The following is a 24,796-nucleotide window of genomic DNA, read 5'->3' on the forward strand; positions in this document are numbered from 1 at the left end:
GGCGCCGTTTCTCGTGCGATCACGCGGGAATTGGCGCGTCGAACTCTATGTGTGCCTTGATGGTGGACTGCGGATGATGCGCGGCATCCAGCGCCTCGAGCGCCGTCTCGACGCCGAACCGCTGCGTGACGAGCGGGCTCAGGTCGATGCCAGTGCTGGCGAGGAATCGCAGGGTCTCCGGCCACACGCCCGGGGAACCGATCGAGCCCGTGATGTTCAGTTCTTTGGACTGGATGAGTCCGAGTTTCGCGGGCGCCTCACGACCGACGTCGATGCCGATGTAGCAGACCCGTGCGCGGAATCCCGCGAGTTCGAGGGCTCGCGCCATGACGTCGGGACGACCACTGGCCTCGACCACGACGTCGGCACCCCGACCGCCTGAGACCTCGGCCAGCAGCGCCTCGATGCCCTCGGGAGTCGTAGCGTGCGCGGCTCCCAGGGACAGTGCTGCTGCGCGACGTTCGGGCGATGGCTCGACGACGATGGTGACGGCACCGAGTGCCGACGCGGCGGCCGTCACAGCGAGGCCGATGGGCCCGGCGCCGAGCACGACGAGCACGTCGCTGCCGTTGACGTTTCCGGCCCGCATGAGGGCGTAATAGGCCACGCTGAAGGGCTCGACGAGAGCACCATCGGTGTAGCTCAGTTCATCCGGAAGCTTGTGGAGCCAGTCGGCTTTCGCGACGAAGTACTCGGCAGCGGCGCCACTGATCGAGAAACCGAAGTGTTCTTGGCCGATCACGCACTCGCCGACCACCCGGTCGCCGACCGCGAATGTCGAGACTGCGCTTCCGACGCGCGCGACCTGCCCGGACCACTCGTGGCCGGGAACGACGGGATAGCTGAACGGGATGATGTAGCGCCCCTCCAGCAGGTCGATGTCGGAATGGCAGACCCCGACGGAACGGGAGGCGAGCAGCACCTCATCCGGACCGATCTCCGGAATGTCGAGCTCATTGACCGCCGCGACGCCCTCTGAGACGAACTGCAGGCCCCTCATTATTTCCCCCTCGCGTTGACAAGCACCTTCACCTGGTCGCCGGTCGGCGAGAGCAGCGTCTCGAAGCCGTGCTCCACCACGTCGTCGATGGCGATCGTCGCGCTGACGACCTTCTCGACGGGGTACCGTCCCCGCGCAATGAGGTCGATGATGCGCGGCCAGTCCGTGACCGGGTAGCACCAGGTGCCCGAGAGGGTGATGTCGTGCTCGGAGAGAATCATCGGGTCGATGGATGCCGCTCGCGTGTGCAGCCCGGTCTGGGAGATCCGACCGGCCGACCGCACCGAGGTGAGTGCGGTCTGCAGGGCGCGCTCGTTGCCGGAGCACTCGATGACGGCGTCGACCCCGATACCCTCGGTCGCATCCTTGATCCAGGCGCTCACGTCGATGGCGGAGGGGTCGAGCACCTCGCCGACGTCGAGGCTGCGGGCCAGCGCCGCCCTCGTGGGGTTGAGCTCGGAGATGAAGACCCGTGCGCCGATGGAGGCGGCGTACAGCGATGCCAGGGCACCGATGGGCCCGGCTCCGGTGATCAGCACGGTATCGCCCGGTCGCACCTGCGCCGTGTCGACGCCATAGGCCGCGACCGCTCCCGGCTCGACGAGAGCACCCTGGAGGTCGCTCACCTCGTCAGGCAGCACGCTCAGGTGTGAAGCCGGAACGACAGCGAACTCGGCGATGCCGCCCCACTGGAAGCTCAGGCCGACGCACGCCATCGACTGGCAGAGGTGGTTCAGCGAGCGCCGGCAGTAGTAGCACGTGCCGCAGTAGAGCAAGGGCATGACGGAAACCCGCTGGCCAGCCGTGATGCCGACCACCCCAGGGCCGACCTTCATGACCTCGGCGGAGAACTCATGGCCGAGGATCTGGGGAAGCACCGATCCGTTCAACGGATGCGGCGTCGCCGGGGTGACGATCGGACCCATCGCGTACTCGTGCAGGTCCGTGCCGCAGATGCCGCACCAGTACGGCTTGAGGAGCACATCACCGACGCCGAGTTCGGCGGGAGCCGCGACATCCTCGACCCTGATGTCCTTCGCCCCGTGGAATACTGCGGCCTTCATGCTGTATCGCCTTTCGTTGTTACGCCGTCATCGGCGCGAGGTGTGGCATCCATCGGCAGCGATGGATCGAACAGTACCTTGCCCTCGATGCGACCGTGGGCGAGCTCGTCGAGCAGGGCCGGCAGCGCGGAGAGGGGGTTGACGGAATCGAGCAGCTCGGCCGCGAGCTCGGTGCTCGCGAGGATCTGCAGCGCCGGGGCGAGATCGGCGTCGCAGACGTGAGCGAGGGTCGAATCGATGGTGACCTCGCGCATCACGAACGAATGCACCTTGACGGGCTGGTCGGAGGATGGAAGGCCGACCTGCAACACCCGACCGCCCACGCGCACGAGCGACAGGGCGTTCGCGAGCTGGCCGGGAGCACCACTGGCCTCGATCACCACATCGGCTCCCCCGGCGCCGATCGCGGCGTCGATGGCGGCTGGTGCACCGTCACCGGCAGCCACGACACGGGTCGCACCCACTCGAGCGGCGCGCTCCAGTCGCTTCCCGGGGAAGTCGACGACCGTGATATCGGCATCGACCAGGGACAGCAATCCGGCGAGCACGAAGGTGCCGATCGCGCCGGCACCGATGATGATGACGCGATCCCCGGATGCCACGCCCGCCCGTCTCGCCGCATGCAGGCCGACGGCCAGCGGCTGGGCCAGTCCCGCGACATCCGGCGACATGCCCTCGGGTACGCGCACCAGGTTCTTCACGGGGACGCTCACGAATTCGGCCATGCCGCCGGCAATGTTCAGCCCGAGCGTGTAGTAGTTCGAGCACAGGTTGGTGCGGCCCTCGAGGCACCGCGCACACTCACCACACCAGACTCCGGCACCACTCGCGACGAGGTCGCCCACGGACAGCGCGCTTCCCTCGTCGATCTCGAGGATTTCGCCGATGAACTCATGCCCAGGGATCATGGGGCCGGTGTGCCCGGTAACGGGATGCACACGGTTGACCGGGAACGTCAGGGGGCCGGTGCGCCATTCAGTCGCATCGGTGCCGCACATTCCGCTGCGCACGACACGGATCATCGCCTCGCCGGGGCGACGGGCGGGCCGGTCGGCCACCTCGATGCGCACGTCGCCGGGGGCGTAGTAGACGGCAGCCGTCATGAGGTCGGTCATGACGCGGGCTCGCCTCGCCCAGCGGCGGTGTTGAGGTGGGACTGCGGGCTGCGCAGCAGCGGCAGTGCTCCACCCACGGCGTAGTAGCGCTGGCCAGCAACGAGTAGGTCTTCGGCCGGGAACTTCGTGATGACCTCGCAACCGGTGGCCGTCACGACGAGCTCCTCTTCGATGCGGGCAGCTCCCATACCGTCCTTCGACGGCCAGTAGGTCTCCAGGGCGAAGACCATGCCCTCCTTCAGCACCTCGGGATGGTCGAGCGAGATGAGCCTGGAGAAGATCGGCTTCTCCCAGATCGACAGCCCGACACCGTGCCCGTACTGCAGCGCGAAGGCGGCCTCCTCGTCCGGGAACCCGAACTCCTGCGCCGTCGGCCACACCGAGACAATGTCGGCCGTGGTAGCTCCCGGGCGCACCAGGGCGATGGCCCTGTCCATGTATTCGCGGGCGATGCGGTATGCGTCGTGCTGGGCGTTGGTCGCGGAGCCGACAGCGAACGTGCGGTAGTAGCAGGTGCGGTAACCCTGGTAGCTGTGCAGGATGTCGAAGAATGCTGGGTCACCGGGCCTGATCAGGCGGTCGGAGTAGACATGCGGATGCGGCGAGCACCGCTCACCGGAGATCGCGTTGACACCCTCCACGTACTCCGACCCGAGGTCGTACAACACCTTCGACACCAGCCCGACGGCCTCGTTCTCGCGCACGCCGGGGCGGAGGAATTCGTAGAGCGATTCGTACGCGGCATCCACCATCGACGCAGCATGGCTCAGCAGGGCGATCTCGTCACCCGTCTTGACCGTGCGCGCACCGAGGAAGACCTGCTGCCCATCGACGACGGTGATTCCCTCGGCCTGAAGGGCGAACAGGATCGGCAGCTCGATCAGGTCGACGCCGAGCGGTTCGTTCAGCAGCCCGAACTTCTCCAGCTCGCGCTTGATCTTCTTTGCGACACCCTCCGCGATTCCCGCATCGGGGCTGAATGCTCCGCGAAGCGTCGAGATGCCGGCACGGGCGCCGGATTCGAGCCGCGGCTTGACCGCACCGTGATGGGGGGCATGCGGGTCTGCGTCGGCTTCCGCCGTCGTCGTGTTCAGCCACGGGTTGTACAGCTGGTGGTGCTTGGCGGCGGAGCCGAAGTCCCAGACGATGGGATCGCTGTGGCGCGTCAACAGTGAGAAGCGGATCAGCTTGTCCATCGCCCAGGTGCCGATGTGGGTGGCTGACATGTAGCGGATGTTCGCGAAGTCGAACGCCAGCACAGCGCCCAGATCTGACGCGGCAAGCTCGGCCTTGAGCCTGGCCAGTCGCTCCGAGCGCAGACGGTCGAAGTTGATGCGCTCCTCCCAGTCGACGGCGTTCGTGCCGAATGTTGCAGTGGTCATGGTCGTGTGGTGTCCCTTCGGAACGGGTGTAGGGGTGGTGAGAGCGAGCTGGAGCTAGACGAGGATCATTCCGCCCTCAATGGGGATGACCTGGCCGGTGATGTAGTCGGAGTCGGCAGCGGCCAGGAAAATTGCCGTCGGGGCGATGTCTTCGAGCTGCGCCGGTCGACCGAGCAGGATGCCACCCGCCATCGAATCGAAACCGGAGTCGCCCTCCCCCATCGCTTCAAGATCGGCGTCGAGCTTCGTCCACAGCGGTGTCGCCACGACGCCGGGGGCGAAGGCGTTGACCGTGATGCCGTGGGTGGCGAGTGCGCGGGCGCCAGCCTGGGTCAGCGAGATGACTGCAGCTTTGGATGCGCTGTACGGCGCGAAACTCGCGAAGCCCTGCCTGCCGGCGATCGACGCGGTGTTGATGACCTTGCCGCCGCCCCCCTGGGCGATGAACTGGCGGGCGGCCTCCTGGATGCCGATGAGCACACCGAGCGCGTTGACCCGCATCACGAGTTCGAAGTTACTGTCGGTGATGTCGAGGAATTTCATCGGGGCGTTCATGCCCGCGTTGTTGAAGTAGGCATCGAGCCGACCGTGCCGCGCGACCGTCTCCTCGATCCCGGCGACGACCGACGCGCGATCCGTCACGTCGACGCGGACCGCACTCGCGACGCCGCCTGCCGAGGTGATCTCAGCGGCGACCGCTTCAGCGGCGCCCAGGTCGAGATCGGCGATCACGATGTTCGCGCCTTCGGCGGCGAGTCCGCGGGAGATTCCCGCTCCGATTCCGGAGGCTCCGCCGGTCACGATGATCGTGCGTGCCGCGAGTCGATCGCCCATGGTCGCCTGCTCCTTTGCAGTGCTGGAACCTGCGGAGCGATTCGGAAGAATCGCGACGAGTTCGCCCAACGTGTGTAGTGCCACTGTACAGTGTGTACAGGATCATTCAAACTATTCGAGTGTGGCTTGTCAACATGGCGGTCACACCCGAACGGCACGAGACAACACAGGAGTTGTTCATGACTTTCACCGTCACCGGGGTGCACCACATCGGCCTGACCGTCAGGGACATCCGGGCATCCTTCGACTGGTATACCCGTACGTTCGACCTCACCCCCGGCCCGATCAACGAGGGATCCGGGGAAGCGCTGTCTGCCGCGCTGCAGGTGGATGGCGCCTCCCTCGCATTCTCCATGATCGCCATAGGAAGCACCCGCATCGAGTTTCTGGAGTACAAAAACCCACGTGGGCGCGACTTCGACCGCACGAACGGAGACGTCGGATCGTCTCATGTCTGCATCGAGGTCGACGATGTAGCAGCGGCGTATTCTGAGCTGCAGGCGAAGGGCGCCGTGTTCAATGCACCGCCCATCACCCTCACTGACGGGGACGTCGCCGGATCCACATGGGCCTACCTGCGAGACCCGGACGGAATCCAACTCGAGATCTGGCAATCCGCCTCCTGATCGACCACGCACGAGGCCCGCTTGTTCAGTGCTGGTTTACAAGAGAGAAGCAACATGACCACTGTAGGTTTCATCGGACTCGGTGCCATGGGCGCCACGATGGCACGCAGGCTCATCGATGCCGGTCATGAGGTCGTGTTGTTCAACCGCTCCGCGGCCGCCGTCGACGCGCTCGTGGAGGCCGGGGGTTCCCGGGCCGAGAATGCAGAAGAAGCGGTGGCGACCGGCCTGGTCTTCTCGATGCTGCCACACGATGCGGCCGCCGAAGCCGTCTTCACGGCCGATCTTCTCGCCACGGCGCCCGCCGGAACCGTGCACGTCAGTTTCGCGACCCTCAGCGTCGCGGCCGCTGATCGGCTGGAATCACTGCACTCCGAGGCAGGCGTCCAGTATGTCTCTGCCCCCGTGCTCGGCAGGCCGAACGTCGCCGAAGCCGGCCAGCTGAACATCGTCGCCGGCGGCCCTTCGAGCGCCATAGCGCGGGCCCAGGAGCTGCTCGACGTACTGGGCAAGCACACCTGGGTGGTCTCAGAAACCCCGAGTGCTGCGAATCTCGTGAAGATCGGCGTGAACTACAACCTCGTGCACACGATCCAGGCCCTCGCCGAATCGGTCACCCTGGTGGAACGCGGCGGCATCGACGCCGGGACGTTCGTCGACATCCTCACCGACACCGCATACACGGGCACCGCCTATGCGGGATACGGCCGGATGATCGCGGCCAGGGAGTACCCGCCGCTGTTCACCGTCGCGCTCGGACTCAAAGACCTGACGCTCGCCGAGCAGGCCGCGGCGGCCACCGGGGTCGCGCTGCCGACCGCTCCCGTGCTGCACGAGCTGCTCGAGCAGGCTCTCGCCGATCCGGAACTCTCGCAGGGCGACTGGTCGTCGATGGCCGAGATCACCCGCTTGCGATCAACACAGGCCTGATCAACCAGCACAGGCCTGATCGACGAGGGAGTTGACCGGTTACTGGCACTTCCCGTGCACGAACCACACGCCGGTCATGACCTCGGTTCCCGCATTGCGGAAGGAGTGCGGGATCGACGAGTCGAAGCCGAGTGACTCCTCCGGGTGCAACGTGAACGTCTCGTCGCCGATCGTCACCTCGAGGGTGCCCTGCGTCACGAATCCGTACTCGTAGCCGTCGTGGCTGAGCATTTCGCCACCGTCGGTGGAGGCCGCGCCGGGCGCATAAGAGATCTTCATGAAGTTGACCGAGCGCTCCGGGGTCGCGGCGAGCCGCTCCCACTCGACTCCGGCTGCCATGTCCAGGTGGGAACGATGCGCGGGATGCACGACAGACACCCGGTTCGCGTACTCGGACGGCAGCCACGCATCCGAGGGGTTTCGCAGGTCCCCCCGCGTCATCGAGTCGGCGTCGAACACGGCGGCCGGGGCATCCGGAACGGCGGGGCGGTTCTCGAAGAGGTCGTCCACTGACACCTTCAGCAGCTGTGCGAACGCGTACAGCGTGGCGACGGACGGCTGGGACTTGCCGTTCTCGATCTGGGAGATGAACGACGGGGACACGTCGGCCTGGCGCGCGAGCTCGCGCAGAGTCATCCCGGATTTGAGGCGGATGTCTTTCAGCCGCGACCCCAAATTATCCATCTGGATCAACGCCCCCTGTCGGATGTCAAGCATGACTCATCCGGCTTTCGCGCACTGAGAACGTTCGGGATGCCCGCGGATAGGGCCGCGGAGGCACCGAGAGCCACTGTTTTTCCAATATACACAGAGCCAGTACCGGCTCGGAGTCCCAGGCCTGCGTGGAACCGATTTTCATACGACAACCCGCTTCTTCCGGGCCCTGGCCACCGAATACAGCACGGCGGCCGCGAGGATGAGCAGGCCCTGGAAGATGTACTGCCACATCTGGCTGAGCCCGAGGAAGGTGGTCGCGTTGAGCACCTGCACCAGCAGCACGGCGCCGAGCACGGTTCCAATGAAGGTTCCGCGGCCGCCCAGCAGGCTCGTGCCGCCGAGGACGACAGCCGTGATGCTCGTCAGGGTGTAGCTCACTCCCTGAGCCGGATCGCCTACACCGATCTGCGCCATGAGCATGATCGCGCCGAGGAAGGTGAATCCGGATGTCGCGACGTAGGCGAGGATCATCGTCGCGTTGACGCGAACACCGGATCGCCTCGCCGACTCCTCGTTGGATCCGACGGCTCGCAGGTTCCAGCCCCACCGCCGTTTCCTCAGGAAGAACTCGAGCGCAAGGGTGACGAGGATCAGGATGATGAAGGCGACGGGAAGGGGGCCGACCTTGAACGTGATGATGTCGGTGGCCGAGCGCGCGATGTACCCATCCGGAGCGTCCCGCAGGATGAAGCTCAGGCCCTGCAGGGCGATGTACATCGTCAGGGTCGCCGCAATCGCGGTGAACTTGCCGATCCGGATCAGGGTCCCGTTGATCAGCCCCACGAGCATGGCGATCACGAACATCACGACGAACCCGATCACGACGACGCCGAACGGTTTATCGTCATTGACGAAGAACGACCCGACCACTACCAGGAACCCGGCCAGCGGTCCCACCGAGAGGTCGATCCCGCCGATCAGCAGCGCGATCGTCTGGCCGAGAGCGATGAAGCCGAGGGCACTCACGAGCATCAGCATCGAGAAGATGTTGAAGTCGTTGAGGTATCGGTCGTTCTGGGTGAGCACGAAGGCTCCGAGAGCGAGCACCACGGTGATGAGCAGGGCGCTGGGAGCGTAGTCGCCCTGGATGAAGCGGCGCACTGCCGACCGGCGATCGTTCTGGCCGTCCAGTGCGCGCTGATCGGCCGCACGCGTATCGCTGATCGCTGAGACGGACTGTGTGGTCGCACTCACGGCGGCCTGGATCATCCGCTCTTCGCTGATCGCGGTGCCGACGAGCGTGTCGACCACGTGCCCATGGGACATGACGATCACCGTGTCGCAGAGTCCCTCGAGCTCCTTGGCATCGGAGGAGGCGACGATGACCGGGATCCCGGAGGCCGAGACTTCGCGCAGGATGCGGTAGATCTCGGCTCGAGCACCGACATCCACTCCCTGCGTCGGCTCATCGGCGATGAGCAGCGTCGGCTCAGACAGCAGGGCCCTGGCCATGACGACCTTCTGCTGGTTGCCACCCGAGAGCGACGACACATTCGCATCCATGGATGGCGCCTTGACGGCGAGCGAGTCGAGCGTGTCTCCGACCGTCTGGTTCTCGCGCTTCCGGCTGAGGAACAGGCCCTGGGTGAACCTCGACAGCGCAGAGACCGCGGCGTTCTCACGCACGGTCAGGCTCATCATGAGCCCCTCACGGTGGCGATCGGCCGGCATGTACGCGACATCGCGCACCATGCGCTTCGTAGTAAGCGCTGCTCCGTTTACCGTCACGGAGCCTGTGAAGGGTTCGAGCCCGGCGAGCGCCCTGAGCAGCTCGCTCTGGCCGTTGCCGACGACACCGGCGATGCCGATGATCTCGCCCCGGCCCCCGTGCAGCGTGATGTCCGTGAAGCCGGGGCCGCTGAGGCCCTGGATGGAGAGGTTCTGCTCGGCCTCACCGTCGAACTTGGGCGGGAAGGTCGACTCGAGCTGGCGGCCGACGATCATCGCGAGCAGCTCGCCGTCGGTGATCTCGGAGACGATCTCGGTGCCGCGCACCTTGCCGTCGCGCAGCACTGTCACTCTGTCGGCCAGCTCACGCACCTCGGCGAGCCGGTGGGTGATGTACACGACAGAGGTGCCTTCGAGCACTGCCGAGCGCACGCGGGCAAAGAGCAGATCGACTGAGGCCTGGCCCAGGGGTGCCGTCGGTTCATCCAGCACCAGGAGCTTCGGTTTCAGCGCGAAGGCTTTAGCGATCTCGAGCAGGTGCTTCTGCGCGACCGACAGCGACTCGACGCGGTCCTTGAGATGCACGTCCAGTCCGACGTCGGCGAGCAGCGCGGTCGCGATGCCCGAAACGGTGGATCCTTCGAACACCGAGGGCGGCAGGGCGACGAGGAGGTTCTCCTCCACGGTCATATCCGGCATCACGGCCGGATGCTGGTGCACCACAGCAATGCCGAGATGTGCGGCCAGGGTGGGGGTGAGCGTGGAGACCGGCTCACCGTCGATCGCAATCGAGCCCAGATCGGGCTGGGCGATGCCGGATGCCACATTCATCAGTGTCGACTTGCCTGCACCGTTCTCGCCGAGCAGTGCATGCACTTCGCCCCTGGCGACTTCGAGCGACACGTCGGTGAGTGCTGCGACACCGGAGTAGAGCTTGGTTATGCCTGACAGGAGAAGAGTGGGGAGCGTGGTGGGCCCGCTGTCAGTCTGAGTTATCACCGGTTGCGCCTTTGCATGTTCGTGAGTGGTTTATGCAATCGTCGGGTCGGCCGCGACGCGCGTGGCCGACCCGACGACTGTGGTGCTGTTGTTACGAGATCGTGCTACTTGAGAAGTGCTGCCTGGTCTGCAGGCGACATCTCTGCCGAGAGGAAGATGTCTCCCGGCAGGTCACGCTCGCACTCGACGGGGCTCGGAGTTCCGCTGACCGAGTCCTCGAACGCCGGGGCGTCGAAGGTGGTCGACGACGGCACGACGCCGCCGGTGGCGACGGCGACGGCATACTGCACAGCGAGGCGCACGTTGTCGTTACCGGTCGCAACCGTCATCAGCTTGAAGTCCGGGTTTGCATCCTTGTTGTCTTCCCAGAAGCAACCCAGGACGTTTCCGTCAGAGGTGACGAGGGCGGGAATCGAGCGACCGCTCTTCTGGAACTCGGGAAGCGCACCGACGAGCGACGGTCCGAAGTCCGAGACGATGACGTCGATCTTCGGGTTCTTCGCGATCGCCGCGGTGAGCACCTGCTGGGTGAGAGCCGGGTCCCAGTTGGTCGGGTCGAACGGGGTCTCTCCGACGAACACGTATGAGTCGTCGAGCACCGTCTTCATGCCGGCGAGCTCGTCCACGCCCTGGCTGTTGCCCTTCGGGCCACTCAGGAACAGGATGTTGCCGCCGTCCGGGAAGTTCGACTTGATCCAGTTGCCCCAGTTCACGCCGTCGGTGGTGAAGTCGGCCCCGACCCATGCGTTGTAGTCGACTCCGTCTTTTCCGCCCGGGTTGACGCGGTAGGGAACCGTGACGACTCCTGCTTCGTAGGCGCTTCGAAGTGCGGGCAGCATGGCCTGGCCGGCATCGGGGAAGACGACGAGCGCGTCCACTCCCTTGGCGACCATTCCCTGGATGTCCGAGATCGACTTCTGCGTGTCACCCTGGCCGTCCGCGTACTCGTAGTTGGTCACGCTTGGGCACTTTGCCACCTCGTCGGCACCAGCAGCGGTCGTGATGAGTCTCCAGCTGTTGCCACCGAAACCGTCGAGCAGGCCCAGGCTGATCTCTTTCGAGCCGCACCAGTCCGGGGCTCCTGCGAGTGGACCACCTTCGTCACCGCCGGTGCCGCCGCCGGTCGAACTGCAGCCTGCCAGCGCGAGCATGACAACGCTAACCGAGAGGGCGAGTGCCGCACCGATTTTGCGATTCTTCATAATTGCTTTTCCTCCTGTTGGTGCACGACGCCTCTGTCGCGCTGTTTCGACGATGGATGCCGAAAGTCGGGTGTGGTTGCCGGTTACGCAGCCGGTGCGGGTTGCCTGCGGGTGAATCTCTGTCGCACGGCGGCCCAGTCGATCGTGTAGATAGCGACGCCGACGGCGAGCGCCGCAGCCTGGAGCAGGGTGCGCACCGCGTAGGGCACACCGAGCGCGAGCACGAACTGGTCGAGCTGGCTGAGGAAGAGGGCCGCGACGACGGTAGAGATGGGGAAGCCGCGGCCTCCGAGCAGTGACGTGCCGCCCAGCACCACCACGGCCACTGCGGGCAGCAGGTACGAGTTGCCCTGGAACGCGGTCGGTTGCGCGGTGATGCCGGCGAGCAGGATGCCCGCGAGGCAGTAGAGCAACTGCGCCCAGACGTATGCCGCGGTCTGCTGGAGTTTGACACGGAGGCCCGCGACAAGGGCAGTTTCGGGGTTGGCGCCGATGGCCTCGAACCTGCGCCCGGACGCGGTGCGCTTGAGCAGGAGCGCGACGACCACGAGCGTCCCGATCGCGAAGAACACCGAGTTCGGGATTCCGCCGCTCACACCACCGGCGATCGAGGCCAGCAGGTCTGTCGTGCGTCGGGGCGAGCCGCCAGAAATGCCCAGCACGGCGCCGAACAGCAGCGCGTTGGTGCCGAGGGTCGCGATGATGGAGTTGAGTCCGAGGCGCCCGACGAGCAGTCCGTTGAGCAGGCCCGCCGCGATGGCACACAGCAACGCCAGGAAGATCGCGGGCACGAGAACCGCGTCGTCACCGTTCGGAACCCTGCTGACGACGACGATCGCGAGCGACACGGCACCGGGGATGGACAGGTCGATGCCACCCTGCTGCACGACGAGCATCTGGCCGAGGCCGACGATGGCCAGCACGGCCGCGAAGGGCAGCATTCCGAGGAGCGCTCCCTGGGAGACGCTCGAGGGAGCAATCGCCGCGCTCAGCAGGAACAGGGCGACAGTAGACACGGTCACCGTGACGAATCCCTTGGGTACCGACAGGCGTGATCGAGTCACGGCTTTCGATTCGCGCATCGTTGCGTTCTGCATTCCGTCTCCCACGCTTCGACTCGGCTTCGAGTCTCGCTTTAACATCGTTGTTCAGCGTCACTTTACAACACCGGGGAGTGTTCACAATAGGTTTCGGTAACGATTGAACTGCTTAAAGCGAGAAAGACGGGGATCTTCTCTGGAAGATTCCGCGGCCGGGCACGGCTACGTGATGCAGAGGTGAACACCGGGACCCCAGTGGGCCCGATCTCCGGGGTCGCCGCTGCGACGATGTTCACGGCTCGGGACAGTGCGGGCTGCGCGGGTCACCCCGCGCGGCCCGGCAGGCTACTTGCGCTTTGCCGCTGCCCGCAACTTCGAGATCTCGTAGAGCGTGACGCTCGCCGCGATCCCAGCGTTGAGAGATTCGGTCGTGGATGAGATCGGAATCGAGACGACGGCGTCGCAGTTCTCCGTCACCAGTCTCGAGAGCCCCTTGCCTTCGCTGCCGACGACGACGAGCACGGGCTCCCTCGCGAGCGCCAGCTGGGGAAGCGAGACGTCGCCCTCACCGTCGAGGCCGAGCACGAAGACGCCCTGTGCCTTGAAGGCCTTGATCGTCTGGGTGAGGTTCGCTGCCATGGCCACGGGCGTGCGCGCCGCAGCACCCGCCGAGGTCTTCCACGCAGACGCGGTCAGGCCCACTGAGCGGCGCTGCGGCACGATGACGCCCTGGCCGCCGAACGCAGCGACGGAACGGATGATCGCCCCGAGGTTGCGCGGGTCGGTGATCCCATCCAGCGCAACGAAGAGCGGCACCTGCCCGCGCGAGACGACCTTCTCCAGCAGCTCGATCGGATGTGCGTACTCATACGGTGGCACCTTCAGGGCGACGCCCTGGTGCACGGAGTCGAAACCGGCGAGGCGGTCGAGCTCGGGGCGCATCACCTCGAGGATGGGGACCCCACGCGAGGTGGCGATCTGCAGGATCTCTTTCACACGGTCGTCGAACTCGATGCGCGCCGCCATGTACAGCGTGGTCACCGGGATCTTGGCGCGCAGTGCCTCGAGCACCGAGTTGCGGCCCGTGACCATCTCGGATTCGTCGCTCGACTTCGGGCTGCGGCGGGCCTGGGGGCGCTGGGGGGCTGCGCCATCCGGAGTCTGCTTCTTGCGGCCGCCGGCCGCCTCGAAACGGTCGGCAGCGGCCTTGCGCTTGCCGGCGGGGTGGTACGGGCGGTCGACGGCCTTGGGCGTGGGCTTCTTGCCCTCGAGCGCCTGGCGTCCCTGGCCGCCGGATCCGACCTGCGGACCCTTGCGTCCCTTACGGACGGCACCTGCGCGTGGCTTGTTTCCTGGGCTCTTCATGACTAATCAATGCTCCAATGGGATCCGGTGGCGCCGTCTTCGACGGTGATGCCCGCAGCGGCAAGTTCATCGCGGATCCGGTCGGCCGCTGCGAAGTCTTTGGCCGCGCGTGCGGCATTGCGATCGGTGATCAGCGTCTCGACAAGCGACGTGAGCGCCATCTCGGAGGGGCTCGACCGCGCATTACGCCACTGCGGTGACAGCGGGTTGATGCCCAGCACCTCGCTCATGGCCAGTACCGCGCCGCGGGCGTCGGCCACGGCACGGAGATCACCGTTGTCGAGGGCAGCGTTGCCCGCGCGAACTGTCTCGTGCAGCACCCCGAGTGCCTGCGGCACTGCGAGGTCGTCATCCATGGCCGCGGCGAACTCGTCGGGCACCATCTCCACACCACTGCCGGCGAACCGGGTGGCGTCGAGCCGGCGGTCGGCCCTGGTGAGGAACACCTCGACGCGGTCGAGTGCCGCTTCCGCCTCGACGAGCGAACCGTCGTGGTAGTCGATGGTGGATCGGTAGTGCGCGGCACCGAGGAAGTACCTGACGACGATCGGCGGCGCCTGGCTCAGGAACTCGGCGGCATAGATGGAGTTGCCGAGCGACTTCGACATCTTCTGGTTGTTCACGTTCACGAGGCCGTTGTGCACCCAGTAGGTGGCGAAGGCATCGCCGGCGGCGGTCGACTGTGCGAGCTCGTTCTCGTGGTGAGGGAAGCGCAGGTCGAGGCCTCCCCCGTGGATATCGAACGCAGCACCGAGGTAGCGCCTCGACATCGCCGAGCACTCGATGTGCCATCCGGGCCGGCCGTCGCCCCAGGGTGACGGCCACGCGGCATCCGCCGGCTCGTCGGCTTTATGGCCCTTCCAGAGCGCGAAGTCCCTGGGGTCACGCTTGGCGCGGGCCTCGGAGTCTGTTGCCGCCACCATCTCGTCGGGCTTCTGACGGGTCAGCGAACCGTAGGCCGACCAGCTCGCGGTGTCGAAGTACACGTCGCCATCAGCGGCGTAGGCGTGGCCGTTGTCGATGAGTCGCTGGATGATGTCGCGCATCTCGCTGATCGACGCGGTCGCGCGCGGCTCGTATGTCGGTGGCAGGATGCCCAGGGCCGTGTACCCGGCGGTGAACTCCAGCTCGAAGCGGTACGCGAGGGCCCACCACGGCTCAGCGCCATCGGCAGAGGCGAGGATCTTGTCGTCGATGTCAGTCACATTGCGCACGAGTGTCACATCGAAGCCACGGTAGGTCAGCCAGCGGCGCCAGAGGTCATAGACGAGAGCGGAGCGCAGGTGCCCGATGTGCGGGCTCGACTGCACCGTGGGTCCACAGACGTAAATGCCGGCTTTGCCCTCGACCAGAGGAACGAAGTCGACCTCGGCCTGCAGCCGTGAATCGTAAACTCGCACTGTCACTGGGCAAGTTTAGCGATCCGAATGCACCAGCGCAGTCGCGATCACAGCCACGCCCTCGGCGCGGCCGGTGAAACCCAGCCCGTCGGTGGTGGTGGCGGCGACGCTCACCGGCGCCCCGACGAGGGTGGAGAGGTGGCGTTCGAGCTCGGTGCGCCGCGATCCGAGTCGTGGATGCTTCGCCACGAGCTGCACCGAGACGTTGCCGATCGCGTACCCTGCGCCGGCCACCAGCGCCACAGTCTCGGTGATGAACACGTCACCGTGAGCGCCAGCGAACCGAGGATCACTCGTGCCGAAGCGTCCACCGATATCGCCGAGCCCCGCGGCCGACAGCAGCGCATCGCAGATGGCGTGGCAGAGGGCGTCACCGTCGGAGTGCCCGGCGAGCCCCACCACGTCGGGCCAGTACAGCCCGCCGAGCCACAGCGGCTGGGCGGGGTCGTAGGCGTGGACATCCATTCCGACACCCGTGCGTATCCGTGTCCCTACGCCGAGCATGTGCTGCGCGCGTTGCAGGTCCCACGGAGTGGTGATCTTGAACGCCTGCGCGTCGCCCTCGACGGTCTCGACCGTGTGGCCGGCGGCCGAGTAGATCGCGGCGTCGTCGGTGTACTCGATGAGGCGATCGGCAGCGGCGGCCGCGTAGGCAGCATCGAGCGCCGCGCGCGGAAAGCCCTGGGGGGTCTGCACGTGCACGAGTTCGCTGCGGTCCACGGTGTCGAGCACGATCGGCCCATCCACCCGTTTGATCGTGTCGCTGACGGGCAGACTCGGGATGACCCCGTTGTTGCTCGCGCGTACGGCCCTGACGACCCGGTCGAACGCGCTTCCCGGAGTCAGCGCCCTCGCCGCATCGTGCACGAGCACGACGTCGACGTCGTCACCGAGGGCCGCGAGCCCCGCGGCGACCGAAGCCTGGCGGTGGTCGTCTCCCACGACGACAGAGATGGCGTCGGATGCCGCGCCGGCGGCTCGCCTGGCGATGGCCCGCGCTGCCTCGACGTGCGACCGCGGCGCCACCACGACGACCTGTGCCTGCTCAGCGGACTGGAACACGCCGCCGAGGGCACGCTCGAGAATCGCGATCCCGCCCAGTTCGACGAACGCCTTGGGCGCATCTGCCCCGAGCCTGGTTCCGCTGCCTGCAGCGACGACGACGATCCCGATCATGTAGTCAGGATGCCAGAACCTCGTCGAGCACGAGCGATGCCTTCACTTCATCGGTCTTTTCGGCAAGTGCCAGTTCGGAGACCAGAATCTGGCGGGCCTTGGCCAGCATGCTCTTCTCTCCGGCCGACAGTCCGCGATCCTGGTCGCGACGCCAGAGGTCACGCACAACCTCTGACACCTTCATGACGTCACCGGATGCGAGCTTCTCGAGATTGGCCTTGTACCGGCGTGACCAGTTGGTGGGCTCCTCGACGAAGGGCGCCCGAAGCACCTCGAAGACTTTATCCACGCCCTCGCGGCCGATCACGTCCCTGACGCCGACGAGATCCACATTCTCGGCGGGAACCTCGATCACCAGGTCGCCCTGGGTGACGTTGAGTTTCAGATAGAGCTTCTCTTCGCCCTTGATGATCCGCGTTTTCACCTCGGTGATGATCGCGGCGCCGTGATGGGGATATACGACGGTTTCACCGACCTCGAACTGCATGGGAAGGTCCTTTCGACGGGGTACGACTTTATCACAGGGGACACTAAGTTAGGGTGGCCTTACTCCTCTACCTAGCGCCCCAGAAGATAAGCTGGCCGGGTGAAAACTCGCAACCCTCTCGCCCGCGCTGCGGCATCCGTCGTCATCGCCGCTGCCCTGCTTGCCGGCACCGCGGGATGCACCTTCGTCACCCCCCAGGCCACCCTCATCGAGTACAACCCCGGCAACGGTGTCGCAGGCAAGGTCGGTTCCGTCGAGCTGCGCAATGTCGTGGCGATCAGCGACGACGACGGTGAGACAGTGAACCTGCTCATCACCCTCATCAACTCCGGCACCGATGACGCGACTGTCCAGCTCCAGTTCGAGTCGGATGGGCAGACCCGCAACGACCTCAAGGCGGTCAAGGCTGGCGAAGCTCTCGCTTTCGGCAATGAGGGCGAAGACCAGATCGTGGTCCCGAATCCGGGTGTGGAGCTTGGCGCACTCATGCCGGTTTACGCGCAGTACGGCGACAACGAGGGCGTGCAGCTGATGGTTCCTGTGCTCGCGGCCGACGGAATCTATGAGGGACTCGGCGCCGAAAGCGGCTCCAACTAGCCCTTCTCGACCGCGTCGGGCACTAGCTCTCGAAGCGGTACCCGAGACCTCGTACCGTGACGAGCATGGTGGGCTCTGACGGCACCTTCTCGATCTTGGACCTGATGCGCTTGATGTGCACGTCCAGGGTCTTGGTGTCTCCGAAATAGTCTGCGCCCCACACGCGGTCGATCAGCTGGCCACGCGTCAGCACGCGACCGGAGTTGCGCAACAGCAGTTCGAGCAGCTCGAACTCCTTGAGCGGCATCGGGGTCGTGACGCCATCCACCGCGACCGTGTGTCGCTCGATGTCCATGCGGACGATGCCTGCTTCCAGCACCGCCTCGCTGTTGTCGTCGGTTTCGACACGGCGTCTGAGTACGGCCCGGATGCGCGCCAGCAGCTCGCGGGTGGAGTACGGCTTCGTGACGTAGTCGTCGGCGCCGAGCTCGAGCCCCACGACGATGTCGACCTCGCTGTCTTTGGCGGTCAGCATGATGATCGGCACGCTCGAGCGTGACCTCAATTCGCGGCAGACCTCTGTGCCCGGCAGACCGGGAAGCATGAGGTCGAGAAGCACCAGGTCGGCGCCGGCGCGATCGAATTCGGCGACGGCGGCGAGGCCGTCATCCGCGATCTGGGTCTCATATCCCTCTCGCTCGAGAAGGTAGGCGAGGGGCTCGCTGAGCGAAGATTCGTCTTCGACAATGAGGATTCGGGTCATTTCTGTGCTCCCTGCGGGATGGGGATTGCGGTGATTGCCTCGGGAAGGCGGATGGTGAAGGTCGAGCCCTTTCCGAGCTGCGACCAGACTCGGACGTCGCCACTGTGATTCTGGGCGACATGTTTGACGATGCTGAGTCCGAGTCCTGAGCCGCCGGTGTTGCGGCTGCGGGCGGGGTCGCCGCGGAAGAACCGCTCGAACACCCTGTCGAGTTCCTCGGGAGGGATACCGGCGCCCTGGTCGGTGACCGCGATCTCGATGACGTCGTCGCGCCGGATCACTCCCACTCCCACGCGGGAACGCGCCGGGGAGTACTGGATCGCATTGGCGATGAGGTTGTGCAGCGCCGTGACCAGCAGGGTCTCGTCGCCGTAGACCTGCGCGCCGCTTTTCGCCTTCGTGACGAGAAGCACTTCGTGGGATTCGGCGGCGACCCGGTTCTGGTCGATGGCCATGCTCACTACGTAGTCGATGTCGACGAGTTCGGGCCGGGAGAGGGCATCCGTCGCCTGCAGTCTCGACAATTCGATGATCTCCTGCGTGATCCGGGCGAGCCGTTCAGACTCCTTGGTGAGTCGCTTGGCGAATCGCTTGACCTGCTCCGGCTCGCTGGACGCGCTCACCAGGGCTTCGGCGAGCAGGCCGACGGCACCGATCGGTGTCTTCAGTTCGTGGCTGATGTTGGCGATGAAGTCGCGACGCATCTCGTCGAGGCGGAACGATTCCGTGCGGTCTTCGGCGAGCAGCAGCACGTATCGCGCCCCGAGGCGGGCGACTCGCACGAACAGGAAGAGGCTGGCGTCGCCGAAGGGTCCGCGGCTGAGGTGCAGTTCCTGGGTGATCGGTTCGCCGTCACGGCGCACCTTGTCGACGATGTCGGAGAGTTGCGGATGCACCAGCTGGCCGTTCGAGACGATGCCGAACGAGAACGCACCGGGGGATGCTTTCACGACGCTGTTCGAGGGGTCGATGACGGCGGCAGCTGACTCGAGCGCTTCGATCACCTGGTCGACGCCATCCGGAACAGCGGTGCTCGTGACCTCCATCGCGGTCTGCCCCCTGCGGGCAGCGGCGAGCACGATCGCGAAGATGCCGACGCCGAGAATGACACCGAAAGCCAGTGCGACTAGCACCAGCGTCTGGGAGTCCATATCGACTAGATTAGTTACATCCGGCCCGGCGTAGTGTCAGTGGCTTCGAAGACCGCTCCACTTCAGGTGATGTTCAGATCCGCAACACCGGCTGTTCATCTGGCGCGACCAGTGTTGAGCTGATCCGTGCGGGTGTGGGCTGAATTGCACGGATTTTGCGGGTAACCCCGGATACAGTCTGAACCGTGCGGGTGTGACCCGTGATGAAGGGACGAGAGTAAACGTGCGCGAAGTATTCCAGCAGGAACTGCGAGAGGTGCAGGATCGCCTCGTCGAAATTTCGACCCTTGTGGCCGTGTCGATCGAGAACGCCACTCGTGCATTCAACGAGTCCGATGTGTCGCTGGCCGAGGCCGTCATCGCCGAGGACAACCGCATCGACGAAGCTGCCCTGGAACTGGATGAGCTCGCGATCAACATCCTCGCTCGCCAGCAGCCCGTCGCTCGTGACCTCCGTATCGTCGTCAGTGCCCTGCGGGTCAGTGCTTCGCTCGAGCGGATGGGTGACATGTCTGAGCACATCGCCCAGCTCGCGCGGTACCGCTTCCCGGACAAGGTCGTCCCGAAGTCGTTGCGTTCCACGTTCGCTGAGCTCGGTTCGCTGGATGTCGCTATCGCTCGCAAGCTCGTCGAACTCCTCACCAGCGGTGACGTTCGAATCGCTGAAGAGATCCGCAACGATGATGACAAGATCGATGCCCTGCACCTGAGTGTGTTCGACAAGGTGCTCGGTGAGACCTGGAAGGGTGGCGCAGTCGACACCGTGGATGCAACTCTCGCGTCGCGGTACCACGAACGTTTCGCTGACCATGCTGTCTCGATCGCGAAGAAGATGCAGTACCTGGCCACCGGTGACTGGGTCGCGCCTGAGCTGTAGCTCGCCTGCGTGATGCGCCGGGTCTGTAGTTCCCCTGCACTGTCTGATGCTTTGGCGGCTTGGTCGCTTAGGCAGTAGGTGGCATGCCGCCTCGCGCCTCCCCCGCCGGCACACCATCCTCCGTATTGGGGCAGGGTTATCCGGTGTGTTGGAGTGGGCTTTTCGAGTGCAGTTCGATGGGTTCGCCGTGCAGTCCGGATAGTCCGGGCAGCCCGGGTTGCCCGGGTGGTGGTGTGAGCCAGTAGCTGTTGTCGTCTCGTTTCTTTACGGCCCACCCGTTGGCGTGCAGTTGCATGTGGTGGAACCGGCACAGGCTGATGCCGTTGGCGAGTGTCGTGTTGCTGCCGTTGTAGGCGTCGAGGTGGTGCACTTCGGCGAACTGGGGTGGCCGGTGGCAGTCGGTCCAGGCGCAGCCGTTCCATTGGGCGGCGATCGCCGCCCGCTGCCGTGGGCTGTGGAGCCTCTGGGTTCGTCCCGCATCGATGGGAGTGTTCCCGTCGAACAGGATCGGCAGCATCCCGCTCACGCAGATGTGTCGCTCGGCAGTCTGGATACTGATCACCGCGGACTGCCCTTCGACGTGGGCGAACCCGCGGCCGGTCTCCAGCGCTTCGGCCTGCACGTGCACGCGCACGGCCGGGGATCTCTGGCCGAACACTGCGGTGGAGCCGGCCGCGCGGGTCGCGAGGTGGACGATCTCCACGAGGGTGTCGACGGCGAGTTGCTCGTTGCTGCGGGGGTCGTCGCGCATGTCCTGGGCGCGCTGCACCTCGGCCGGATCCACAAACCGCGGCCCACCACGACGCGGGGACAGGGCCGTCGTCAACGCGCCGACGATGATCGCGGCGGATTCCGGATCCAGCAGCGCCTGCAGCCGGGTCATCCCGTCCCCGGTCTCGAACCAGGCCAGCGTGCGGCGCGAGCGGCGGTGCTCCTCGAGGTCTGCCACCGAGTCGGTATCCAGGCGTGCGCGGGCGAGACGAGCAGCTTTGGCGATGTCTTCCGGAGTCGCGCTGCCAGCGCGGGAGACCAGCACCGCGGCAACCTCGAGCAGGTCGCCGCTGGATACCGCAGCAGATGGTTCCCCGAGACCGCTAGCGATCGCGGCCGCGCTGGCCACCGACAGCTCCCCGGAGGTCACCGCACCGGCGACCGTCGACAACCACGCCGCCCCACCACCCTGCACCGACTCGAGAGCTCGACCGGCGCCCGTCAGGGCACGCGCTTCAGAGGCTGTGGCGCCGGTGAGTTTCTGGATCAGCTTCTCCGCCGACGCTTCACCTGCACGCGCCGCGAGCCCCTGCTGGCCCAGGGCACGATCGGAACGCCGGGCGATCTCCGCCGCAACAACAGCGGCCCTGGCATCCACCCGCCGACGCGCCAGGCCCAACTCGCCCTGCAACGCGAACAACTCTTCGTCGGCACACGACCCCACCCCGCCCACCGACGGCAACACGATCACCGTGTCATCGGGAGTGGGCTTCTTGGCCATGGTTAAGAATATCAGAACTAGAAGGTAAAGACAATACTGTAGTCTATTATTTTGGTCAGCAATCGAAAGTAACTACGACTAGGTATTGCGCTACATTCAAGAAACACCCTGCCACTGATCGGAGCTCCCGTGCTGCCTGCATCCAATGCCTGGGCTTTTTCGGTGGCGGCGCTCGCGCTGATCCTTTTGCCGGGGCCGAGCGTGCTGTTCGTGATCGGAAGGTCACTGTCGCTGGGGCGAAAGGGCGGGGTGCTGAGTGTCGTCGGCAACGCGCTCGGCATGCTGCCGGCGATCACCGCGGTGTCACTGGGAGTCGGGGCGATCGTTGCCGAATCCGTGGTGGTGTTCACGGTCATCAAGTTCGTCGGAGCCGCCTACCTGATCTACCTCGGCGTGCAGGCGATCCGCCACCGCCACGGTCACACGAAGCCGGCCGACACCGTCTTGACGCGACCGTCGGTTCTGAGGCTGCTGCGCGAGGGATTCTTCGTAGGGGTGTCTAACCCGAAGACGATCGTGTTCTTCGTGGCGATCCTGCCTCAGTTCGTCAGCTACCGCACCGGAGCTATCCCGCTGCAGATGGCGACCCTGGGCCTCATCTTTTTTGCCATGGCCCTCGTTGTCGACAGCATGTGGGCTCTCTCCGCGGGCACCGCACGAGCCTGGTTCGCGCGAAAGCCCCAGCGTTTGTCTCACATCAGCGCGGGCGGAGGCGTCATGATGATCGGTCTCGGTGGCGCACTGGCGCTGACCGGCAACAAGACCTGACCGACCGTCTTTCCGCCAAAAGCTTGCCCTGACCGGGAGCCATCCCATAAGCTGCCAACCCTGTGCCACCCGGCACATCCCGTCACTGGAGGTTGCTGTGTTCGCTTTCGAACGCACCTACGCGCAGGCGCATCTGATCAATGCGCCTTTTTCGCGTACCCTCCAGCAGCTCAGGTAGCAACGGACTTCAGTCCCGCGCCGCCTGAGGCTCGGGACATCCTTTCAACGACTCTGCAGAGTTGTGGATTCTCGGGCTCGACCGAATCCCACACCAACAGAGATAAGGATCATGAAGAAGATCAACGACCGGCTGTTCAGCTGGGCGTCCATCCTGGACAGCAATGCCGAGGCCCAGGCGCTCACCACTGCGACTATGCCGTTCATCTACCCGCACCTTGCGCTCATGCCGGATGCCCACCTCGGGCTCGGCGCGACCGTCGGGTCGGTCATCCCCACCCTGCGTGCTGTCATTCCGGCGGCCGTCGGGGTGGATATCGGCTGCGGCATGATCGCGGTGAAGACCCAGTTCACCCGCGACCAGCTTCCGGATGATCGCAGGGAGGTGCGCGAGCAGATCGAGCGTGCCGTCCCGACGTCGGCCGGCGCGTACAACCGCAAGCTCGTCGCAACGGCTGAGCCCCGCATCCGGGAGCTCACGGAGCTGGCCGCGAAAAACGGTTTCGACCCCGCGCACTACAAGGGGAACTGGGCGCTGCAGCTCGGGACTCTTGGTTCCGGCAACCACTTCATCGAAATCTCGGTGGATGAGTCGGATGCCGTTTGGCTCTTCCTGCACTCGGGATCGCGAGGGGTCGGTAACAAGATCGCGCAGCACCACATCAGCGTCGCGAAGGCCCAGATGCTGAAGTGGTGGATCACGCTGCCCGACCCCGACCTCGCCTACCTCGTGGAGGGGACTCCGGAGTTCGAGCGGTACATCGCCGAGTTGCGGTGGGCTCAGCACTTCGCTTTGCTCAACCGTGAGGAGATGATGGATCGGGTCGTGCGGCAGATGAGTGAGTGGGTGGGTGCACCGGTGATCGAGCAGGAGCGCATCAACTGTCACCACAACTTCACGCAGAAGGAGGACCACTTCGGCAAGAGCGTGTGGCTGTCCCGGAAGGGAGCAATCTCGGCCCGCGTCGGTGAGCTCGGACTGATCCCAGGATCGATGGGTACGGCGTCGTACGTGGTGGAGGGGCTCGGGAATCCGGTGGCCCTGCACTCGTCCCCGCACGGTGCCGGTCGTGAGTACTCGCGGTCGGCGGCCCGGAAGGCCTTCACTGCTTCCGACCTCCGCACGGCGATGGAGGGCATCGAGTACCGCGATACCGACGCGTTCATCGACGAGATTCCTGCGGCGTACAAGCCGATCGACCAGGTGATGGCGGATGCCGCATCCCTCGTCACGGTCCGGCATACGCTGAGGCAGCTCGTGAACGTGAAGGGCGACTGATCGACGGGGCTCGTCCGCTGCACTTAGGTGCGGCGGGCGGGCCGTGGTCGACTGCCCGCAGGTCAGAACGAACCGTGATCGTCGTAATCATCGTCGAAGTAGAACCACGGCGTGCTGACGTAGTCATCGGGCGCCATTTGCCTCACGGTGTCACCGAGCAGGAGGTACGGTCCGCGGAAGGAGGCGCCAGACTCCACACACGATTCCCTGATGGACCTGAGCCACCGCTTGTCGCGCCCCATGACTTCGGCCGGCCCTGGTCGTTCGAGGGTCAGGACGAGGGTGGAGTCGGTGAAGTCCATCGCCAGACAGCGGAGAGTGTCGGCGAAGGCCGACACATCATCAGCGTACGGTTCGGTCTCGACGTCGAGCGGCATCAGGATCGGCAGCGGACAGGAGTGCTCGTCGAGCACCATGATCCAGATCTGTCGACGAAGTGCCGACTCGAGCATGACCTGGAGGTGAGGGATAAGCTCGCGATCCGTCGGGAGGGGAATCGTGCGGATGTCGTCGTAGTGGGGTCTGGTCATGAGGCCATGGTTGCGGCGTTGGAGCCCACCCGGGTACGAGCCGAGCGAATCCGCGGAGTTTGACCCCAGATCTGGCCTGTGAGGGAACCGCTAAACGCCACAGGAATCCCACCGGTCGCCCTTCTGGCAGGGTTTTGGTGGGTTAACGCAAAGTGGCCACCCCGGGCTGTTTTTCAACAGGCGGGGTGGCCACTTATACAAAGGAGTCCGGCGGTGT

The 24,796-nt window shown here is 65.4% G+C and carries 23 protein-coding genes; 6 read left to right on the plus strand and 17 right to left on the minus strand.

Annotation, left to right across the window (positions count from 1 at the left end; genetic code table 11):
- Positions 1-19: 19 nt before the first annotated feature.
- Genes IWX81_RS14650 through IWX81_RS14670 form a run of 5 tightly spaced genes read right to left on the minus strand, consistent with a single transcriptional unit; the run spans position 20 to position 5,395 of the window.
- Positions 20-1,000, minus strand: a complete 981-nt coding sequence (locus IWX81_RS14650; RefSeq protein WP_199282077.1) for a zinc-dependent alcohol dehydrogenase — start codon at positions 998-1,000, stop codon at positions 20-22.
- Positions 1,000-2,064 (minus strand): 2,3-butanediol dehydrogenase, encoded by a 1,065-nt coding sequence (locus IWX81_RS14655; RefSeq protein ID WP_199282078.1) that lies wholly within the window; start codon positions 2,062-2,064, stop codon positions 1,000-1,002. Before IWX81_RS14655 ends, IWX81_RS14650 begins: the two co-directional genes overlap by 1 nt.
- On the minus strand, positions 2,061-3,179 hold the full coding sequence (locus tag IWX81_RS14660; RefSeq protein ID WP_199282079.1) for a zinc-dependent alcohol dehydrogenase: 1,119 nt from the start codon (positions 3,177-3,179) through the stop codon (positions 2,061-2,063). The genes IWX81_RS14655 and IWX81_RS14660 overlap by 4 nt, the downstream gene beginning before the upstream one ends.
- Positions 3,176-4,561, minus strand: coding sequence for a M24 family metallopeptidase (locus tag IWX81_RS14665; protein ID WP_199282080.1), 1,386 nt, complete (start codon positions 4,559-4,561; stop codon positions 3,176-3,178). Before IWX81_RS14665 ends, IWX81_RS14660 begins: the two co-directional genes overlap by 4 nt.
- A gap of 54 nt (positions 4,562-4,615) precedes the next feature.
- Positions 4,616-5,395: an SDR family NAD(P)-dependent oxidoreductase gene (locus tag IWX81_RS14670; protein WP_199282081.1), complete on the minus strand. Its 780-nt coding sequence runs from the start codon at positions 5,393-5,395 to the stop codon at positions 4,616-4,618.
- Between the two features lie 179 nt (positions 5,396-5,574).
- On the opposite strand from IWX81_RS14670, the gene IWX81_RS14675 reads away from it, so the two are divergent.
- Together IWX81_RS14675 and IWX81_RS14680 are read left to right on the plus strand one after the other, a co-directional pair.
- Positions 5,575-6,021 (plus strand): VOC family protein, encoded by a 447-nt coding sequence (locus tag IWX81_RS14675; protein ID WP_199282082.1) that lies wholly within the window; start codon positions 5,575-5,577, stop codon positions 6,019-6,021.
- A 54-nt stretch (positions 6,022-6,075) separates the two neighbouring features.
- Positions 6,076-6,951 (plus strand): NAD(P)-dependent oxidoreductase, encoded by an 876-nt coding sequence (locus IWX81_RS14680; protein WP_199282083.1) that lies wholly within the window; start codon positions 6,076-6,078, stop codon positions 6,949-6,951.
- A gap of 39 nt (positions 6,952-6,990) precedes the next feature.
- On the opposite strand, the gene IWX81_RS14685 is transcribed toward IWX81_RS14680, so the two are convergent.
- From IWX81_RS14685 to IWX81_RS14720, 8 genes are all read right to left on the minus strand, one after another.
- On the minus strand, positions 6,991-7,668 hold the full coding sequence (locus IWX81_RS14685; RefSeq protein WP_199282084.1) for a helix-turn-helix domain-containing protein: 678 nt from the start codon (positions 7,666-7,668) through the stop codon (positions 6,991-6,993).
- A gap of 138 nt (positions 7,669-7,806) precedes the next feature.
- Positions 7,807-10,335, minus strand: coding sequence for an ATP-binding cassette domain-containing protein (locus IWX81_RS14690; protein WP_199282085.1), 2,529 nt, complete (start codon positions 10,333-10,335; stop codon positions 7,807-7,809).
- 104 nt (positions 10,336-10,439) lie between these two features.
- Positions 10,440-11,537 carry a substrate-binding domain-containing protein gene (locus tag IWX81_RS14695; RefSeq protein WP_199282086.1) on the minus strand — a complete coding sequence of 366 codons (1,098 nt, stop codon included), beginning with the start codon at positions 11,535-11,537 and terminating at the stop codon, positions 10,440-10,442.
- A gap of 83 nt (positions 11,538-11,620) precedes the next feature.
- Positions 11,621-12,634 (minus strand): ABC transporter permease, encoded by a 1,014-nt coding sequence (locus IWX81_RS14700; RefSeq protein WP_334594404.1) that lies wholly within the window; start codon positions 12,632-12,634, stop codon positions 11,621-11,623.
- Positions 12,635-12,922: 288 nt separating this feature from the next.
- Complete coding sequence (gene rlmB, locus IWX81_RS14705) at positions 12,923-13,942, minus strand: 23S rRNA (guanosine(2251)-2'-O)-methyltransferase RlmB (protein WP_199282087.1); 1,020 nt, start codon at positions 13,940-13,942, stop codon at positions 12,923-12,925.
- Positions 13,943-13,944: 2 nt separating this feature from the next.
- Positions 13,945-15,348, minus strand: a complete 1,404-nt coding sequence (cysS, locus tag IWX81_RS14710) for a cysteine--tRNA ligase (RefSeq protein ID WP_199282088.1) — start codon at positions 15,346-15,348, stop codon at positions 13,945-13,947.
- Between the two features lie 9 nt (positions 15,349-15,357).
- Complete coding sequence (ispD, locus tag IWX81_RS14715; protein ID WP_199282089.1) at positions 15,358-16,518, minus strand: 2-C-methyl-D-erythritol 4-phosphate cytidylyltransferase; 1,161 nt, start codon at positions 16,516-16,518, stop codon at positions 15,358-15,360.
- A gap of 4 nt (positions 16,519-16,522) precedes the next feature.
- Positions 16,523-17,005: a CarD family transcriptional regulator gene (locus IWX81_RS14720; protein ID WP_199282090.1), complete on the minus strand. Its 483-nt coding sequence runs from the start codon at positions 17,003-17,005 to the stop codon at positions 16,523-16,525.
- Between the two features lie 99 nt (positions 17,006-17,104).
- Between IWX81_RS14720 and IWX81_RS14725 the strand changes: the two genes are divergently transcribed.
- Positions 17,105-17,602 (plus strand): hypothetical protein, encoded by a 498-nt coding sequence (locus IWX81_RS14725; RefSeq protein WP_199282091.1) that lies wholly within the window; start codon positions 17,105-17,107, stop codon positions 17,600-17,602.
- 22 nt (positions 17,603-17,624) lie between these two features.
- On the opposite strand, the gene IWX81_RS14730 is transcribed toward IWX81_RS14725, so the two are convergent.
- Together IWX81_RS14730 and IWX81_RS14735 are read right to left on the minus strand one after the other, a co-directional pair.
- Complete coding sequence (locus IWX81_RS14730; RefSeq protein WP_199282092.1) at positions 17,625-18,305, minus strand: response regulator; 681 nt, start codon at positions 18,303-18,305, stop codon at positions 17,625-17,627.
- Positions 18,302-19,456, minus strand: a complete 1,155-nt coding sequence (locus IWX81_RS14735; RefSeq protein ID WP_199282093.1) for a sensor histidine kinase — start codon at positions 19,454-19,456, stop codon at positions 18,302-18,304. The genes IWX81_RS14730 and IWX81_RS14735 overlap by 4 nt, the downstream gene beginning before the upstream one ends.
- A gap of 223 nt (positions 19,457-19,679) precedes the next feature.
- On the opposite strand from IWX81_RS14735, the gene phoU reads away from it, so the two are divergent.
- The gene (phoU, locus tag IWX81_RS14740) at positions 19,680-20,333 is read left to right on the plus strand and encodes a phosphate signaling complex protein PhoU (RefSeq protein WP_199282108.1); all 654 of its coding nucleotides are present in this window, start codon (positions 19,680-19,682) and stop codon (positions 20,331-20,333) included.
- Between the two features lie 136 nt (positions 20,334-20,469).
- Here the strand turns inward: phoU and IWX81_RS14745 are convergent, their stop codons facing one another.
- Complete coding sequence (locus tag IWX81_RS14745) at positions 20,470-21,825, minus strand: HNH endonuclease signature motif containing protein (protein ID WP_199282094.1); 1,356 nt, start codon at positions 21,823-21,825, stop codon at positions 20,470-20,472.
- 129 nt (positions 21,826-21,954) lie between these two features.
- Here IWX81_RS14745 and IWX81_RS14750 point away from each other — a divergent pair, with 129 nt between their 5' ends.
- Both IWX81_RS14750 and IWX81_RS14755 read left to right on the plus strand, forming a co-directional pair.
- The gene (locus tag IWX81_RS14750) at positions 21,955-22,593 is read left to right on the plus strand and encodes a LysE family translocator (protein ID WP_199282095.1); all 639 of its coding nucleotides are present in this window, start codon (positions 21,955-21,957) and stop codon (positions 22,591-22,593) included.
- A 289-nt stretch (positions 22,594-22,882) separates the two neighbouring features.
- A complete protein-coding gene (locus tag IWX81_RS14755) occupies positions 22,883-24,049 on the plus strand; it encodes an RtcB family protein (protein ID WP_199282096.1) in 1,167 nt (388 codons plus the stop codon).
- A 62-nt stretch (positions 24,050-24,111) separates the two neighbouring features.
- Here IWX81_RS14755 and IWX81_RS14760 read toward each other — a convergent pair whose 3' ends face one another.
- Positions 24,112-24,579 (minus strand): hypothetical protein, encoded by a 468-nt coding sequence (locus tag IWX81_RS14760; protein WP_199282097.1) that lies wholly within the window; start codon positions 24,577-24,579, stop codon positions 24,112-24,114.
- Positions 24,580-24,796 lie beyond the last annotated feature (217 nt).

This window comes from Salinibacterium sp. CAN_S4 (assembly GCF_015752305.1).
Classification (GTDB): Bacteria; Actinomycetota; Actinomycetes; order Actinomycetales; family Microbacteriaceae; genus Rhodoglobus.

What these genes read in the sequence shown, in the direction of transcription:
- IWX81_RS14650 (WP_199282077.1), bottom strand. Translation starts at nt 1,000, where the DNA reads ATGAGGGGCCTGCAGTTCGTCTCAGAGGGCGTCGCGGCGGTCAATGAG.
- IWX81_RS14655 (WP_199282078.1), bottom strand. Translation starts at nt 2,064, where the DNA reads ATGAAGGCCGCAGTATTCCACGGGGCGAAGGACATCAGGGTCGAGGAT.
- IWX81_RS14660 (WP_199282079.1), bottom strand. Translation starts at nt 3,179, where the DNA reads ATGACCGACCTCATGACGGCTGCCGTCTACTACGCCCCCGGCGACGTG.
- IWX81_RS14665 (WP_199282080.1), bottom strand. Translation starts at nt 4,561, where the DNA reads ATGACCACTGCAACATTCGGCACGAACGCCGTCGACTGGGAGGAGCGC.
- IWX81_RS14670 (WP_199282081.1), bottom strand. Translation starts at nt 5,395, where the DNA reads ATGGGCGATCGACTCGCGGCACGCACGATCATCGTGACCGGCGGAGCC.
- IWX81_RS14675 (WP_199282082.1), top strand. Translation starts at nt 5,575, where the DNA reads ATGACTTTCACCGTCACCGGGGTGCACCACATCGGCCTGACCGTCAGG.
- IWX81_RS14680 (WP_199282083.1), top strand. Translation starts at nt 6,076, where the DNA reads ATGACCACTGTAGGTTTCATCGGACTCGGTGCCATGGGCGCCACGATG.
- IWX81_RS14685 (WP_199282084.1), bottom strand. Translation starts at nt 7,668, where the DNA reads ATGCTTGACATCCGACAGGGGGCGTTGATCCAGATGGATAATTTGGGG.
- IWX81_RS14695 (WP_199282086.1), bottom strand. Translation starts at nt 11,537, where the DNA reads ATGAAGAATCGCAAAATCGGTGCGGCACTCGCCCTCTCGGTTAGCGTT.
- IWX81_RS14700 (WP_334594404.1), bottom strand. Translation starts at nt 12,634, where the DNA reads ATGCAGAACGCAACGATGCGCGAATCGAAAGCCGTGACTCGATCACGC.
- rlmB (WP_199282087.1), bottom strand. Translation starts at nt 13,942, where the DNA reads ATGAAGAGCCCAGGAAACAAGCCACGCGCAGGTGCCGTCCGTAAGGGA.
- ispD (WP_199282089.1), bottom strand. Translation starts at nt 16,518, where the DNA reads ATGATCGGGATCGTCGTCGTCGCTGCAGGCAGCGGAACCAGGCTCGGG.
- IWX81_RS14720 (WP_199282090.1), bottom strand. Translation starts at nt 17,005, where the DNA reads ATGCAGTTCGAGGTCGGTGAAACCGTCGTATATCCCCATCACGGCGCC.
- IWX81_RS14730 (WP_199282092.1), bottom strand. Translation starts at nt 18,305, where the DNA reads ATGACCCGAATCCTCATTGTCGAAGACGAATCTTCGCTCAGCGAGCCC.
- IWX81_RS14735 (WP_199282093.1), bottom strand. Translation starts at nt 19,456, where the DNA reads ATGGACTCCCAGACGCTGGTGCTAGTCGCACTGGCTTTCGGTGTCATT.
- IWX81_RS14745 (WP_199282094.1), bottom strand. Translation starts at nt 21,825, where the DNA reads ATGGCCAAGAAGCCCACTCCCGATGACACGGTGATCGTGTTGCCGTCG.
- IWX81_RS14755 (WP_199282096.1), top strand. Translation starts at nt 22,883, where the DNA reads ATGAAGAAGATCAACGACCGGCTGTTCAGCTGGGCGTCCATCCTGGAC.
- IWX81_RS14760 (WP_199282097.1), bottom strand. Translation starts at nt 24,579, where the DNA reads ATGACCAGACCCCACTACGACGACATCCGCACGATTCCCCTCCCGACG.